Genomic DNA, 14,584 nt, shown 5'->3' with positions numbered 1-14,584 from the left:
GCGCTGAATGCTTGATGAACGAAATTGCACCCCGGAGAGCTTCCAAGATTACTTTTTCGTCACACTCGCCGCCTTGCCCGCGGCCTTCCCGGCGACCGATGTGACAAGGTGGCCAAGAACGCCGCCAAGGACGCCGGGCGAATCCTGGCCGGTGGCGATGCAGACCTTTTCGCGGGTCCGCCCGCTGACATAAACGCCCAGCACGCCGAAACGGAAACCCCAATAGGCGACCAGCAGACCCGTCGCGCCGATCAGGGCGTTAATCGCCCCCATGTCGCCGGTCCAGAATTCGTGAACCAGAACAATCCACAGCGCGGCGCATTCAAAGGTTAATTCGAACGCGTACAGCGGACGCCACCAGCGTTGCAGTGCGTCCTCGCTGGCGAGTTCCGCGCGGATGGTCGCCTGCGTCTCCGCGACGGAACGGCCCGCGGCCTCGGCTTCCGCGCGCAGGGCTTCCGCCCATGCGTTCTCGGCTTGCGCGATCTGGTCCGCGCTTGATGTCGCGAGCGCCTTGCCCACCGCTTCCGGCGTCGTGTCCGTCGCGCCGATCACTTCCGCGAGAATCTTTCCCGCGGCGCCGCCGAGCGGACCACCAAGCGCGGTTCCGAGAATGGGCGCGCCGAGGCCGATCACCTGCTTTGCAATGTCACCCCAGTCCATTGGATGTCCTTTCTGCGGACGGTATCACCGCCGCCTCCTGATGCGCGCGGCTGCGCCAGCGCCAGATGAAAAAGATCACGAGCGCCGCAATCGCCGCGGCTGCGACAACAATCGCGGCGATCTCAATGCGCGACGTTGCAACGGCGCTTGCCGTCCCCGCCGCGATCACCGCGCCGGCGGACGCAGGACCAGCCGGACTTGTCGCAGGCACCACGGCCTTGCCTGATGAAGTTTCCGCAGATGTGCTTGCGGCCGGCGCAGACGCGCGACTGTGCGCCATCGCAAGAGCTGCGGCACGCACACCATTCACGCGCGCGGTCCAGCCACGCCCGAACACGGAGAACGTCTTCAGCGATTGCAGGAACGCGAGACGCTCGGCGCAGATCGCGATCACCAGATCGCCTGGTACTGCTTTCGCCAATGCTGCGATCACGTCATCGCTCACCGCGCTGGTGCGGTCGGACAGCTTGAGCATCCGCCGCAGCACCTTGCCGGCGCGGCCCACGCCGGAATTCACACCGTAATCGAACACCGCGTAATCGACCCCGGCGGGAAGCTCGTCACAGCGCAGCGCGTCCCAATAGTGCGCACGATAGATGTTGCGCGCCACACTTTGCGGCATGGCGCGCATGTCGGCGGCGGTGGCCCCCGCTTTCCAGTACCGTCGCGCATCGGCCAGCGTGATGCCGAAATTGGTCGGCCCGCCGGGATCGGACGGATGATCGCCATAGCCGCCCTCATCCTTCAACAGGCGCGCCAGCGCAGCCTCATAAGACGCCGCCGCCATCTCAGAATACCCACGCGGCGACGGCGAGCGACACGATCCAGACGATCAGCGCGGTCTTCGGATGCGCACCGACGCGCGCCGTGATCCATTCCAAAGGCACGGCAAGGCGATCACGCAATGAACCGAGCGTCATTTCAGATTCTCCATAGGAAAGCGGCCCGCGAGGGCGGGATGGGTTGCGCAAGGTTCTCAGTGTATTCAGGCGCAGCCCGGGCCCGCTCGCCTTGCGAACGCATGCCCGCATAGGTAAGCTGTGGCAGTTTTTGCAACCTTATTTTGCAGCGTCGTAGCCGGATGTTGGGTGTTTGAATGCAATTCTATCCGGGGATTCAGGCACTCCGCGGCATCGCGGCGATTTGTGTTCTGGTTCAACACTCGATCGTAATGTCTTCGATCGCGGCCGTATCGGATTACAAATCGATCCTAAAATTTGATTTCGGATACATCGGCGTATTGATGTTTTTCTGCATCAGCGGGTTCGTGATCGGCACGAACAGAAAAATGTCCACCACCGAATTTATTACGCGTCGATTTCTCAGAATCTACCCGTCCTACTGGATGGCATGTGCAGTCGCCGCAACCATCGCTCCGCTCAGCTTTGATATCTGGACAGCGCTTCTCCTCCCCACCGACAAGCTGACACCGTTCAACCTTCCGTACTGGACTCTCATTTATGAGATTTTCTTCTACGCGTTGGCGGCCTGCGTTTTCGCGATCAGGATGTCCGATAAAGCACTAACCATATCGGTCATCGGATGGCTGCTCTTGATCCATCTCGCCAGTGGCTATGCAATTACCTCTGACGTTGCTCAGCCGGGATGGCTTATTCCGATCTCGCGCTACAACCAGTTTTTTGCGGTTGGGCTGCTGTGCGCCATCAACTTTGATAGGCTCGAAAAGATCGAACCCGCCTGCTATATGATCATTGCCCTCATCGCGTTCGCGGCAAGCCAAATTGTGTTGGCCGTCTCGCTTGTCTCTCAGGCCCTTCTCTATGCCGTATTCCTGTCATCGGTCATGATGGCATCCGCCCGCTTGGTAAAGGTGCCGCAAATCGCAATGATCCTTGGGGACGCGTCCTATGGAATCTATCTGACACATTTTAGCGTGATCGTTGCCTTGTTGGCCGCGCTAAAAACCTTCGGTCTATCAACCGCACTCCTAACTGCTATGTCCTTTGCTGCATCCCTGATCGCCGGGACGCTATTTGGTGTTGCAGAAGTGGCCTTCTACAAAACACTGATTTCAGCCGTGTTGCGCAGATGGAAGCGCAACTCAGGCGCGAGCACCACAGCTGGATCGGCTCCCATAGCCTGAATCACAGATACCGTTTCAGGGCTATCGGCATTTATCGCCGGCTGGTCCAGAGCGCGCTATCTCTCCTGCTGGTGTACTGTCGCGTGTCGATAGCCCCCGCGAGTTGCGCATCGGCCAAATGAGCGATGATGGTGCTTTTCCTCACGCGGTGACAGGCGGGACGTTCGGAGCGCGCCGCACTTCAGCGAGGCTTCCATGCTGTCGATGAGGGACATGCGGGCGCGATCAGCACTGGTGATTGGCACCATCCCCATTATTGATAATAATATTAGTTGTATTGCCCGCCCGTCGACACGGAGCCCGCCGTCGAGCCAGGCAATGTCGCGCCGGATGACAGGATGACGCCATTCAGCGTGGCGGAATATCGCGATCCTGTCGCGGAGCCCGAGTATGTATTCGAGACAGCCACGATCTGGGCGACGATGGTTGCGTTCGCGAATGCCGTGAACGCCGGCGTGCCGCTCAGCGTGACGGTCCGGCCGATCACGGCGATCGATCCGCCCGCTGTTTCGCTCCACCAATGATAAAGCGCGCCGCCGGAAATCGTGTAGTCTGCGGACACCGCGATCTGGCCGGCGTAGCTGCTGTGCATGTGAGCCGTGGCGCAGGCGCCGAATTCCATCTTGCCGACGACGTTGATCCGCCCCGCGCCGGTCGTGTTCAGGCCGTTGCCGGCGGTGGCCGTCACCAGCTTGAACCCGCCCACGCTGAGTTCTGCGCCATTGGAAACATGGATGGCATTGCCGGTGACGCTGATGACGACGTTGCCCGGCGTGGCGGCATCACCTTGCAGCAGCGGCACGCCGCCGACAAACGGTGTTGAGACGCTCACACCGCCGGAATAGGTGCCGCCTCCGACCTGGATCGTCACCGCCTTGCCGTTGAGATCGAGCGCCGCGACAACGTTGATTGCTTTCTGAATCGTCAAAAATGCTCCGCCCGATGAATTCGACAACCCATCATTGCCGTCGCTGCCGTCACTGCGGACATAATAGGTTCTGTTCGCCGCAAGCACATCGCGGCCGTCGGGCCGCGCGAGCGCGACCCAGCGCGCGGCGGCGCTGTCGTAACGCAGCAGTGCGGCCTGCTTCGCGTTGATCGCAACATCGCCACCCAGCGCGAAACGATTGGCCGCCGTGGATGACGCACTTTCGTTGAGCAGCGAAATAATCTGGCTGCCGGTATTGATGATGCTGACGATGCGGCCCTCTTCGCCGCCAGCCAGACCCGACACGCTGCGCAAGGCATCGGACGACAGGTTGAGCACCGATGCCGACGCGATGCCCGCGGGATTGTAGTTGTCCTGGTTCGACGTGAGCTGCGATGGCGAGATCACGCCGGTCAGAGCGAAACCACGCGACAACGCGGCGTTGCCCGTGGCCTGGTCGATGGCCAGCGCCTCGATGAAGGCCGATCCGTCATTCGAGACCTTGAGCTTGAACGCATCAGACTCGACAAGGCCGAACTCGGCGCGGCCGGAGAATGCGTTGGAGAACACCACCGACGCGGTGCCGGAAGAATCTTCCTTGGAGATCTGCACCCGCATGTCGCCGGTGCCGCCGTCGGCCACCGCGATGGCATCGAACAGCGCCGCGTTGGATTTCACCGTCAGCAGGTTCGGATCGTTCGCGGTGTCATTGATTCCGAGCAGCGGCATGCTGTCCGGCATGGAGCCGCCCCCTCCGCTGACGACATCGGTCCATGTTGCGCCGTCATAGACCAGCAGCGCGGCATCGGCGTCGGACCATGCGCACCAGCCGAGCTTCGGCACGAGAAAGCGCCACGCGCCGTCTTCGTAGACCGCGACCGCATCGGCCTGCCCGGTCCATGCTCCGGTGGCGCCGGTTGCGACGATGTGCCGGTCGCCCTCCGCAGGCGTCGGCGGCGGCGACGTCCGGTCGGTGTCGCGCACGCCGATCTGGATCACGGCGTCCAGAATCCGCAATGCCTCGTTATGCGTGACGTGTTTCTGCGCCTGGCTGCCTTCGATGAAAGGCATCCCGAGATGGAATGTGTTTGTCATGGGTGCTCAGAGCGTGAGAGTGAATTCGGCGGGATGGCCCCGCCCCACGGTGCTCGATATCTGCACGACGCGGCCGTGCAGACCGGTTTGCGGCGCGCCGAAGTCAGCAAGTTCATCGGCGCTTGTGTAAAGCGCAAACGGCGACGTGCAGGGGATGCTACGCACCACCGACGCGCCGGAGAGAATCTCCAGGGTGTAAGCCTCGCCATCCTCACCGAGCGGCACTTCGGCGCTCCAGGTATCGCCATCGCGCCGTGTCCTGCGAATCCACGACACGTGGATGCCGTCACCGTTGCGCGCTGCGCGAACGTGCACCGGCGACAGCGGCGTCAGCGCGGTCGGCTGCGGCGTCACCGTCAGCGCCAGCGCCGACGGATCGTCGTGATTGCGGCCGGTGGCGACGATGCGCAGATGAATAGTGCGGTCAAGCGCGCCGAGACCGCTCGCCAGCGGAATCAGATGATCGTCCAGCAGCACGAATGGCGCGCTGGCCGCCAGCGGCGATGCGATGGCGTAGTCGCTGCCGGCCTGCCCGCGCAGCAGCCGCGAAAGCCTGTAGACTTTCTCGTCCACCAGTTCGGCATTGGCGAATTGAAGGATTTCCCATGCGCCCTCCGCATTGAGCACCGCCGCCGCATTGGCGCCGTCGAGCACGCGCGCATCGCCGACCGATACCAGCGCGCCGCCGTAAAGCTGCACGCGCACAGCGCCGCCGCGATCCCAGCGGCTGGCCGGACCCGCCGGCAGCGGATCGAGCGTCTCACCGATCACCGAGGGCGCGAACGCCGTCGCGGCCCGCTCGAAACTCAGTCCGTCAATGGAGCGCCACACCGTCACCGAACCCGGCCAGGGATCGGCGAACACCGCCAGCCGCGTCAGCACCGGAGGTTCGGTTGAATCAAGAAGCGGCAGATCGAGCACCAGCGCCTGCACCGGCCCCAGCGCGGGCGGGATAACCGGCGGCTTCACGCGCGGCGCGAACAGCGGCACCGAAAAGACTTCAGGATCGATGCTGCGCGCCCTGATTTGCCGCGACGTGGTATCGACCAACTCCCCGATCTCGAACAGCCGCCGCCGCGCGTTGATGGTGACGCCGACCACATCGCCCGGCGTTAGCGCCAGCGCCTTCATACCCAGCGCGAATTCGGCGCTTTCGCGCCCGGCCCACAGATCCTGCAACCAGATGTCGGCGCGCCGCGTGGCGGCGGCATCGTCCGTCACCAGCGCGAAATCCGAATGCAGCGTGCGGTTGGAGCCGCCCACCAGCCGCCGCGAGGTCACCGCCGAGCGGCGATAGTCGGCCGCGCCATCGGTGAAGCCGAACGAGACCTCGCGCGGCAGTTCCGTCTCCTGCCCGCGCGTCAGCCGCGCCAGCGCGCCCTTCGCGGGATCGACCAGATCGTCTTCCGTGATCTCCACGACGGGTGCCGCGCCGCGCTGCACGAAGGTCAGTTCGCCGCCCGCCACCGTGGCGTCGAAACCATACGCCATTGCGAGGGGATCGATCGCCGCGCGCGGCGACATCGGCCGGTCGATCACGTAACCATCGCAGCTTTCGCGCAAAGAATCCGTTCTTGCATTCGTGACCGCCGCATCATCGAGGATGGCGCCGACAAGTGCATCGAGCGGCGCGGCGCCGAGCCGTCCGGTCAGCCAGTGGCCGGTTTGCCAGTTCGGCCCGTCGCTCCATACATCCACTGCCGCCGGAAACACCGGATAGGGCCGCGCGTCCCAGGTCCACAGATGCAGACCCGACACATCGACCATGCGTTCGCCATAGACCGGCGACACCGGATTGAGTCCATCTCCACCGAACTCCGGATCGAACGCAGCAATGATGGTTTCAAGATAGCGGCGCTGGATCAGGTCGTCGCGCTGGCCACTGGAGAAATACGGAACGTTGCCCTCGGCGGATTTCGGATCTGGAAATACGCTGGGCTGGTTCGCACCCTTGTCGACAGCGGGACAGCCGACTTCCGTCAGCCAGATCGGCTTGCTGCGCGGCGTCCATGCCGTCGCGCTGCCGAGCTCAACGCCATCGACCCGCTCGACATGTTCGTTCGCCCACCAGTTCCATAAATCCTTGGCGCGATAGATCCATGGCTTATCCAGACCATCGGTAACCGGCGAACGGTCCTGCGCGGCGCGCGCGGCATCATCCGCGTAGTACCAATCGTAGGCTTCACCACCGTTGAGGTTCGCCGCCAGATAACCGCGATCATGAATGGATGACGCGATCGCAGCGTCGAGATGACCCGCATCGTCGCGCCAGTCCGACAGCGGCGCGTAGTAGTCGATGCCGACGGCGTCGATGGCCGATGAGGCCCACAGCGGATCGAGCGGAAACCGCACCTCGTCGCCGATCACATGCGAACCGTATTCGGTCCAATCCGCGCCATAGGTCACGACGGTGCCCGCGCCGACGATGGCCTTTACATCCGAGGCCAGTGTCGCCAGCGCAGTCACCGCCGGATAGATGCCTGATGCGGAACGAACGCGCGTCAGCGCTTTCAGTTCCGATCCGATCAGGAACGCATCGACGCCGCCGCAGGATACGGCAAGGTTGGCGTAGTGCAGAATCATGCGGCGATAATTCCAGCCGCTTGGGCCGCCGCCAGAAAAGAAACTTTGGACCTGCGTGGCCGCCGCATCCGTGCCGTCCGGCGACCCGCTTTCGCCCGGCGCGGGATGGCATGTGATGCGGCCGCGCCAGGGAAACGCCGGCTGCGAGGCAGCACCGGTCCACGGATCGGTCAGTGTGTTGCCCGGCGCAATGTCCATCATCAGGAACGGATAAAGTGTGACCTTCAGCCCGCGCGCTTTCAACTCCGCGATCAGATGGCGCAGGCTGTCGTCGGACGGCGTGCCGCCATAGGACGGACGGCCATCGACGGACGACACCACATACGCGCCCGCGCGGCTTAATCCGGCCACCGACCATGTGCCGCCCGACGTGACCTTGATGGCGTTGTCCACGCCCGGCCGCACGGTGCAGTTGCCTGCGCGCAGATCGCTGCCGAACCACGCCACCACAATCGCGACACGTTCGAGATTCGGACATGTCGCCTGCAAGTCGTCGAGCGATGCGATAACATTCGATGCGGCGCTGGTGACGTGACGGTTCTCCGGCGCGGACTGCCCCGGACCCAGCACGCGCACCACCGGCGATGTCTCGTAGCCGAATTCGGTCGCGCCCGGAATCAGCGTCACCGCCCGCGCCATCCGTTCGAGCTGGCCGATGGGGCGGACAATCTCGAACGACAGTTGCGGAATCCGATTGCCGAAATCCGCCAGCGGCAGCCGCTCGAACACGACGTATGCGAGACCGCGATAGGCCGGCGCGTTGCCCGCACCTTCTTTCGCGACGATCAGGTCGTCCGGTTCCTGCTCCTCGCCGCCACGATGAACGCGCGCGTTGAGGCCGGAGAGATCGAGCGGCTTGCCGTCGGCCCAGATGCGGCCGACATGGCCGATCTCGCCTTCGCACAGCCCGACCGCGAAGTTGGCATAATAAGAGTATGTGGTCGTGGTGGTCGTGACGGCGGCGCCGCCCCCGCCGCCGGTGATACCACCCTTGCCGCCGCCGCCGCCGGACGTCTCGGTGCGCGTGGAGACGACTTCTTCCAGGCGCGTCGCCCAGATCACTTGTCCGGAGAGGCGCGCGCGGCCATAGACGCGCGGGATCGGCGCGCCTTCGGTGGACGCCATGACGTCGAGATCGGCCAGCCGCGGCCCCTGCACGCTGCGGCTCGCGTCCTGCGCGAACATCGCGCGGTCGATGATGTTGCCGGCCAGCGCGCCGGCGATGCGGCCCGCGATCGCGCCCGCGGGTCCGAACACCGCGCCCGCCGCACCGCCTGCGACCGAGAGAACAAGAGCTGCCATGGAGAACCCGTCGATGGTGTTTCTGTGTCCCGGATGCGGCGCAGCGCGTAGCGGTGCGCTGCTGATCCGGGACCGCAAAGAAAGCGTTCGTAACGGTCCCGGCTCTGCGGAGCAGCACTACGTGCCGCACCGCGTCCGGGACACATCTGCCATGAAACATTTCATCGTCGTCCCGGCGCAGGCCGGGACCCATAACCACCGCATTCCGAGTTGTAGCGAGATGGCCGAGAGATTTATTTTGAATGCGTCGACAGGGCTGATGGGTCCCGGCCTGCGCCGGGACGACCCGTGATTGTTTCGGCCATTACTCCACCACTCCCGGGAACCGGAACACGAACGCCAGCCGCCTTCGCCACCACGGCGACAGCGCGACCTCGCACACCGCCGCGCCATCGTGGGCGTGGATCATGGTGCTCTGGCCGGTCGCGATTGCCGCGTGCTTGGCGACGAAGCCGTCGCGCCAGCGGAACAGCAGCACGTCGCCGCCGCGAATGTCGTCACGCGCGACAGGAACAAGATGGCGCTCCGCCGCCTCGGCCAGCGTCTCGCTGCCCGATGCCTCTGCCCAATCCGGCGCGTAAGCCGGCGGCGCTTCCGGTTCAGAGCCGACGCAGTTGCGCCAGACCCCGCGCACCAGACCGAGACAATCGCAGCCGACGCCTTTCACCGATCCTTGATGGCGATAGCGCGTGCCGATCCATGCGCGCGCCTCGGCAACGATGGCGGCGCGGGTGAGTGGTTGGGTCATTCGATCCTTCCGACCAAGTTTTGAAAGTTCGTCGTCCCGGCGAAGGCGGGGACCCATAACCACCGCATCCGGAAGTAAACCGAGATGACCGTGGTCTTCTTTGTGAAAAGCACTGACAGGGAGTATGGGTCTCCGCCTTCGCGGGGACGACATCGTATGTGGTTCGCACCTCGGGATCACTAGATGCCTTCACCCCGCCATCGACCCGCCGTCGTTGCCCGCACCGGCATCCGGCGATGCGATGACGAAGTCGTTGCCGGGGATTTGCGGGAAGCCGCGAAAGTTGATGACGTTATTGAAGCGCGCCCGGCAGGTGACAAAGCGCTTGTCGCATCCCGCCGCGACGGTGAACGTATCGCCGCTCGCGATCAGTTCCGGCATCGCCTGCCACAGCGACAGCCGCGCGTGGCCGGACGCCATGCGATGTTCCTTGATCTCCACCGACAGGCCGGCATTGGCTCCATCAATCCAGGTCAGCTTGCCGCCGGTGAAGACACCTTCGTCGAACTCATCAAGGCCATCCGCGACAATCGTGGACGTGGACTCGATCGACGTGACGATCCCCTCGCCCTGCAGTCCCCCCGCAACCAGATCGAACCGGCAATGCGCGTCGCCGAGATCGGCGCTGCATCGCGCGGTGAACAGACGCCCGCTGTCCTGCGACAATGAATCCGCCAACCCGCGCAGTTCGGCGCTGAACGCCTGCCCCTCGCGCTTCACCTCGCCGAGGGTCGAGCGCGCGGTCAGCACGCGCAACGAGACGTCGCTCCAGTCCACCAGCCAGGTCTCGACGCTGGCCGCGTCGTAGCGGCCCGCTGCGAGATCGCTGTCCAGCAGCGCATCGTCCGACAGCGCGCCCGCGATCTCCGCGCCATCCACCGACAAATCGAACCGGCTGGTGGCCTCGGATGAGATGAAGCCGGTGCCCGCGCGATAGGTGACGCCGTCGATCACCAGGTCGTCGTCGTGGTCGGTGAATCCCTGCACCACATCGTCACGCCGCGTCAGCTTCCAGCAATGACACAGCGTGGTCACGCCGGACTCGAGCTTGGCCTGCAAGGCGGCTGGAATATTTCTCACACCCGGATCTCCACCAGCGGAATTTTCGGAATCGCGCCCGCCGCAAAAGCGGACAGATCGACCTCGAGATAATCGGTATCGAACCGCACCGGCACATCGAACAGGAATCCTGCCGTCACTGCCGCGCCGCTGGCGGGAACATGTCCCGGCAGAAATGTCACGACACCGGCCGCCGCATCGCAGGTGAATGCCGCGCCGGAGGCAACCTCCTCGCCGCCGACGGCAACACGAACGCTGCCCGGCACCGGCTTCGTCACCGTGCGCGTATAGGGCGCATAGATGCTGCCGTAGGTCTTGATCAGTTGAAACGCGGTGCGCTCGCCGTCGCCACTTCCCAGCGTCTGGTCGAGCGGCGAGATCGCCCCGGCGGGAAGCGCGGAGGAATGATCGAGCCGGTCGCGCCAGCGAAAGCCATAAAGCTGTCCACGACGCTCCTCGAAGAACACCACCACCTGCTGCAAGGCGTCGAGCGTCTTCACGCCATAGCCGGCGTCGAAGCGGCGGCGCGAATGCGCCCAGCGCGCGTTGCGCTCCTCGCGCCCCGATCCGAACGTGATGATGTCGGTACGCCGCTCCGGCCCACCCGCGCTCTTCAGCGCGATGTCGAGCGGAAACAGCACGTCATGGAAGCTGGCGGGCATCGTTCAATCCGGTGTTTGTGGCGCTGGCGCGGAACCGGCAGGCGTTCCATTCATTGACTGACCGGATGTCGTCGCAACCAACGGAGATCAGAGATGGCTCAATGCGAAACCTGCGGAAACGATTACGACAAGGCGTTTCAGGTGACCGTCGGCGGCAAGACCCACACCTATGACAGCTTCGAATGCGCGATCCATGCGCTGGCCCCGGTCTGCGAGAATTGCGGAATCCGCATTGTCGGCCACGGCCTTGAGGACAGCGGCAAGTTTTATTGCTGCGACCACTGCGCGGAGCACCAGGGCGTCAAGGGTCTCAAGGACCGGCAGAACTAGAGGCTGCGCTGCCCGCGCGAGACCGCGCGTGCGATCTGGCCGGTGATGTAGGTCTCCGAGCGGCGGAAACTGTCGAGGTCCGGCGTCGCGATCTGGATGGTGATGCTTGCGCCTCCGCCATGCCCGGCAACGCCGAGCCGGCCGTCAGGCCCGCGCGCCAGCGGCATGATCGCTTCCGGCCCCGCCTCTCCCGCCAGACCGACGCCGCCCTGCATCAGCGGAAAGTAAGTCGGAGTGCCGATCACGCCTCCGCTGGCGAACGGCTTCACCGCACCGAGCGCGGCTTTCTGGGTGATCGCAGCCGAGCCGCCGACCCCCGCGAGGCCCGAGAGCAAGCTCTCGATGCCGCCCGAGATGCTCTTCTCCAGCGGCCTGAATGCCATCCGCACCGCAAGGTCGGACAGCCGCAGCGTCAGCGACTTCAGCACATCGTCGAACTGTTTGCCGCCGGCCACCGACGCGGTGAAAGCGCCGGTCATCGCCCGCGAGAACGCGGTCGCGCCGGCGGTGAGTTCGCGCGTCCGCGTACCGAGCGCGCCCAGCGTCAGCGAGACGTCCTCGCCGGATGAATCCAGAGCCATGATTTATTCTCCACCCGGCATGTCGGGAAATTTCTGCATCAGGTCATCGAGCGCCGCGCGATCGATCGGCGCACGGCCAGGGCCGCGCACCGCGGCGATGGCATAGCCGAGTTCGCGCGGCGTCATCCGCCAGAACTGCTCCGGCGGCAACCGCAGCACGCCCAGGCCGAAGCCGATCGCCTCACTCCACGGAAACGGTTTCATCGCGCCTCGCCAGCCGCCGCGCCATCGAACGTCGCAGCAATCAGATCGGCCGCGACCCGCACATAACCTGCCGCGCCGCCGTCCACGGTCAGCGTGGCGACGTCGTCGTCGGAAATCGCCTCGCCCGCGCCGCGCAATCCGGCCGCGATGATCCGCACCAGATCGCGCGCCGACAACCGCCCGGTGCCGAACCGTTCCGCCAGCGCCATCAGATCGCTTGCGCCGAACGCGGATTCCAGTTCGGCCAGCGCGCCCAATGTCAGCACCAGCGTCCGCTGCCGCCCACCTAGGTGGGCGGCGATCTCCCCGCGATAGGTATTGGGCATGGTCAGCTCGCAGCAAACGTCAGCGCGCCCGCCGACTCCAGCGACAGATCGAACGTCACCTCGCCGTTGTGCTCGCCGGAAAACTCGAAGCCTGAAATCTGGAACGGGCCCTCGATGACGCCGAAGTCCGGCACCACGACCTGACAGGATTTCAGCGCGCCGTCGAAGAACGCCTGCCGCACCATCGCATCGGACGCGGAGTCCTTGAACAAACCCCGGCCCGACACCGACGCGCGCTTGACGCCGGCGCCCGCCAGCAGTTCGCGCCAGCGCTCGGTGGATTCCGCGTGGGTGACGTCGACGGTTTCGGCGTTGAATGCGATCCTGCGGCTGCGCAACCCGGCGACGCTGACGAAGTTCGTCCCGTCGTGCATTTTCAGCAGCAGGTCCTTGCCTTTCTGGGCGGCCATGAGAGTCTCCTTGTTCTGGAAGCAACTTCGGACGCAGAACCGGCATCCACTTTTGCTGAATTCGCTATGAAACCGGTTCGGTGACGGCGCGAAACCGCACCAGCGCGTGATAGGTGCGGCCGTCGGATTCGCGCCGGATGTCGGCAATCGAGAACCGCAGGTTCACCAGCCGGTGTCCGCCGAGCGTGAGCGGCGCGTCGTCGAGCGCGTGCAGCAGCGCGCCGGCGATGACATGAGCCTCGCGATGGCCGCCCTTGCGCGACCAGGCGTGCAGCGTGAGCTGATGCTCCTGCGTCTCGCCGCCGTCGGACGAGGCGTCGATCAGCCGCGCCTCGCCCAGGGTCACGTAGGGAAACGCGGCGTCGCGCGGCGGCTCGTCGTAAATATGCGTACCGCCCAGCGCGGCGGTGAGCGCGCCGTCGTCACGCAAGGCCGCATGGATCGCGGCGCGCAGCGCCACGTTGGCTGTGGTCATGGATGTGGTCTTTCCTGTGCTGTGCCCCGGACGCATCGCAGCGCGGAGCGGTGCGATGCTGAGCCGGGGCCGTAAGGCGGCGTTCGAGACGGTCCCGGCTCTGCGAAGCAGCACTTTGTGCTGTATCGCGTCCGGGACATGGAAGCGTCTCTTATGTCACCCGCACATCCGCATCGATCTCGATGAAGCGGCGGTCGTCGCGCTCGCGGATCGCGACGATGCGATAGATCCGCGCGCCGTCGCTGAAGCGATGCTGCAACGTCAGCGAGAGATGGCTGCGCAGGAGGATGCGATAGGACTGGGTCGCCCCGTCGCTGTCGGCCTGCACGTCGCGCCGCGCCGCGAGCGGCGTCACCTGCGCCCACACGGTCGCGAACGTGATCCAGGTGCGCGTCACGCCGCCCTGATCGTCGGGCATCGCGATCGGCTGCTGAACCACCAGCCGCGTTTTCAACTGTCCGGGATCGGTCATAGCGACAGCACCCGATGCGACGCGATCATGGCGTTGACACTGGCTGGCATCATCGCGACCGACTGTCCGATGGCGATCAGCCCGCGGTTCTCGTACCAGTGCGCCACCAGCATGCGGATCGCCTGCAACAATCTCGGCGGCACGTCGGACGGGGTCTCGCCGAAACCCATTTCAATGTCGAGTTCGATTCCTGCGACGCTGCGCCCCGGCGGCGGCAACGACCAGCCCGGCGCGGCGACAACGCCCGCGGCGCGGTCGAGCACGAATGTCTCGGGATCGATCCCGCTCGCCTCGCCGGCCGCATTGAACACCCGCACCGCCGCGAGCGAACGCAGCGGACCGATGCGCAGCTTGATGCGCCCGCCGTCCGGCCAGCGGTCGAGCACCAGCCGCCAGGTCTGCGCGATCAGCGCGCAGCGCGTCAGCGCCTCGACATGATTGCGCGCAGCCGACACCAGCGAGGTAATGATCGCATCGTCGGCGTCGTGCTCCACGCGCAGAAAGCCCTTGGCGTCGGCAAGCGACAGCGGTTCAGCCGCCGGTGCGGTGAGAAGGAATGCGGGCATTGTTCACACTTTCGTATCGAGAAACGTCCTGTGGCCGGACCGGTTGACAAAAGCCGCGCGGCAAGGCTCAACCTTG

The 14,584-nt window shown here is 64.9% G+C and carries 18 protein-coding genes; 3 read left to right on the top strand and 15 right to left on the bottom strand.

Annotation, left to right across the window (positions count from 1 at the left end):
* Nucleotides 1-48: 48 nt before the first annotated feature.
* From LVY71_RS09690 to LVY71_RS22870, 3 genes are read right to left on the bottom strand one after another with little or no spacing between them, the layout of a single operon-like run.
* The gene (locus tag LVY71_RS09690) at nucleotides 49-663 is read right to left on the bottom strand and encodes a 3TM-type holin (RefSeq protein ID WP_235099583.1); all 615 of its coding nucleotides are present in this window, start codon (nucleotides 661-663) and stop codon (nucleotides 49-51) included.
* Nucleotides 650-1,450 (bottom strand): glycoside hydrolase family 108 protein, encoded by an 801-nt coding sequence (locus tag LVY71_RS09685; protein WP_235099582.1) that lies wholly within the window; start codon nucleotides 1,448-1,450, stop codon nucleotides 650-652. Before LVY71_RS09685 ends, LVY71_RS09690 begins: the two co-directional genes overlap by 14 nt.
* Nucleotide 1,451: 1 nt before the next feature.
* Complete coding sequence (locus tag LVY71_RS22870; protein ID WP_283842517.1) at nucleotides 1,452-1,583, bottom strand: hypothetical protein; 132 nt, start codon at nucleotides 1,581-1,583, stop codon at nucleotides 1,452-1,454.
* A gap of 176 nt (nucleotides 1,584-1,759) precedes the next feature.
* Between LVY71_RS22870 and LVY71_RS09680 the strand changes: the two genes are divergently transcribed.
* Nucleotides 1,760-2,767 (top strand): acyltransferase family protein, encoded by a 1,008-nt coding sequence (locus tag LVY71_RS09680; protein ID WP_235099581.1) that lies wholly within the window; start codon nucleotides 1,760-1,762, stop codon nucleotides 2,765-2,767.
* Nucleotides 2,768-3,035: 268 nt separating this feature from the next.
* Here LVY71_RS09680 and LVY71_RS09675 read toward each other — a convergent pair whose 3' ends face one another.
* Both LVY71_RS09675 and LVY71_RS09670 read right to left on the bottom strand, forming a co-directional pair.
* Nucleotides 3,036-4,790 carry a DUF2793 domain-containing protein gene (locus LVY71_RS09675; RefSeq protein ID WP_235099580.1) on the bottom strand — a complete coding sequence of 585 codons (1,755 nt, stop codon included), beginning with the start codon at nucleotides 4,788-4,790 and terminating at the stop codon, nucleotides 3,036-3,038.
* Between the two features lie 6 nt (nucleotides 4,791-4,796).
* Nucleotides 4,797-8,675 carry a baseplate multidomain protein megatron gene (locus LVY71_RS09670; protein ID WP_235099579.1) on the bottom strand — a complete coding sequence of 1,293 codons (3,879 nt, stop codon included), beginning with the start codon at nucleotides 8,673-8,675 and terminating at the stop codon, nucleotides 4,797-4,799.
* Here LVY71_RS09670 and LVY71_RS09665 point away from each other — a divergent pair.
* A complete protein-coding gene (locus tag LVY71_RS09665) occupies nucleotides 8,674-8,967 on the top strand; it encodes a hypothetical protein (protein WP_235099578.1) in 294 nt (97 codons plus the stop codon). The genes LVY71_RS09670 and LVY71_RS09665 overlap by 2 nt on opposite strands.
* A 12-nt stretch (nucleotides 8,968-8,979) precedes the next feature.
* On the opposite strand, the gene LVY71_RS09660 is transcribed toward LVY71_RS09665, so the two are convergent.
* The 3 genes from LVY71_RS09660 to LVY71_RS09650 form a co-directional block, all read right to left on the bottom strand.
* Nucleotides 8,980-9,423, bottom strand: a complete 444-nt coding sequence (locus LVY71_RS09660) for an NlpC/P60 family protein (protein WP_235099577.1) — start codon at nucleotides 9,421-9,423, stop codon at nucleotides 8,980-8,982.
* Between the two features lie 189 nt (nucleotides 9,424-9,612).
* On the bottom strand, nucleotides 9,613-10,503 hold the full coding sequence (locus tag LVY71_RS09655; protein WP_235099576.1) for a phage/gene transfer agent baseplate hub protein: 891 nt from the start codon (nucleotides 10,501-10,503) through the stop codon (nucleotides 9,613-9,615).
* Nucleotides 10,500-11,144: a DUF2460 domain-containing protein gene (locus LVY71_RS09650; protein ID WP_235099575.1), complete on the bottom strand. Its 645-nt coding sequence runs from the start codon at nucleotides 11,142-11,144 to the stop codon at nucleotides 10,500-10,502. Before LVY71_RS09650 ends, LVY71_RS09655 begins: the two co-directional genes overlap by 4 nt.
* A 93-nt stretch (nucleotides 11,145-11,237) precedes the next feature.
* Here LVY71_RS09650 and LVY71_RS09645 point away from each other — a divergent pair, with 93 nt between their 5' ends.
* A complete protein-coding gene (locus tag LVY71_RS09645; protein ID WP_235099574.1) occupies nucleotides 11,238-11,474 on the top strand; it encodes a metallothionein in 237 nt (78 codons plus the stop codon).
* On the opposite strand, the gene LVY71_RS09640 is transcribed toward LVY71_RS09645, so the two are convergent.
* The 7 genes from LVY71_RS09640 to LVY71_RS09610 all read right to left on the bottom strand — a co-directional run bounded on the left by LVY71_RS09640 (nucleotide 11,471) and on the right by LVY71_RS09610 (nucleotide 14,508).
* Complete coding sequence (locus tag LVY71_RS09640) at nucleotides 11,471-12,055, bottom strand: phage tail tape measure protein (protein WP_235099573.1); 585 nt, start codon at nucleotides 12,053-12,055, stop codon at nucleotides 11,471-11,473. The genes LVY71_RS09645 and LVY71_RS09640 overlap by 4 nt on opposite strands.
* Before the next feature lie 3 nt (nucleotides 12,056-12,058).
* The gene (locus LVY71_RS09635) at nucleotides 12,059-12,259 is read right to left on the bottom strand and encodes a rcc01693 family protein (RefSeq protein WP_235099572.1); all 201 of its coding nucleotides are present in this window, start codon (nucleotides 12,257-12,259) and stop codon (nucleotides 12,059-12,061) included.
* Nucleotides 12,256-12,585 carry a gene transfer agent family protein gene (locus tag LVY71_RS09630; protein ID WP_235099571.1) on the bottom strand — a complete coding sequence of 110 codons (330 nt, stop codon included), beginning with the start codon at nucleotides 12,583-12,585 and terminating at the stop codon, nucleotides 12,256-12,258. Before LVY71_RS09630 ends, LVY71_RS09635 begins: the two co-directional genes overlap by 4 nt.
* Before the next feature lie 2 nt (nucleotides 12,586-12,587).
* Nucleotides 12,588-12,995 carry a phage major tail protein, TP901-1 family gene (locus LVY71_RS09625; RefSeq protein WP_235099570.1) on the bottom strand — a complete coding sequence of 136 codons (408 nt, stop codon included), beginning with the start codon at nucleotides 12,993-12,995 and terminating at the stop codon, nucleotides 12,588-12,590.
* Nucleotides 12,996-13,059: 64 nt separating this feature from the next.
* Nucleotides 13,060-13,470, bottom strand: coding sequence for a DUF3168 domain-containing protein (locus LVY71_RS09620; protein WP_235099569.1), 411 nt, complete (start codon nucleotides 13,468-13,470; stop codon nucleotides 13,060-13,062).
* A 151-nt stretch (nucleotides 13,471-13,621) separates the two neighbouring features.
* Nucleotides 13,622-13,942, bottom strand: coding sequence for a head-tail adaptor protein (locus tag LVY71_RS09615; protein WP_235099568.1), 321 nt, complete (start codon nucleotides 13,940-13,942; stop codon nucleotides 13,622-13,624).
* Complete coding sequence (locus LVY71_RS09610) at nucleotides 13,939-14,508, bottom strand: head-tail connector protein (protein ID WP_235099567.1); 570 nt, start codon at nucleotides 14,506-14,508, stop codon at nucleotides 13,939-13,941. Before LVY71_RS09610 ends, LVY71_RS09615 begins: the two co-directional genes overlap by 4 nt.
* Nucleotides 14,509-14,584 lie beyond the last annotated feature (76 nt).

Source organism: Bradyrhizobium sp. G127, assembly GCF_021502575.1.
In the GTDB taxonomy this organism is placed as follows: Bacteria; Pseudomonadota; Alphaproteobacteria; order Rhizobiales; family Xanthobacteraceae; genus Afipia.
Note: the sequence above shows the minus strand (reverse complement) of the source record. Positions and strands in the feature narration are given on the sequence as shown.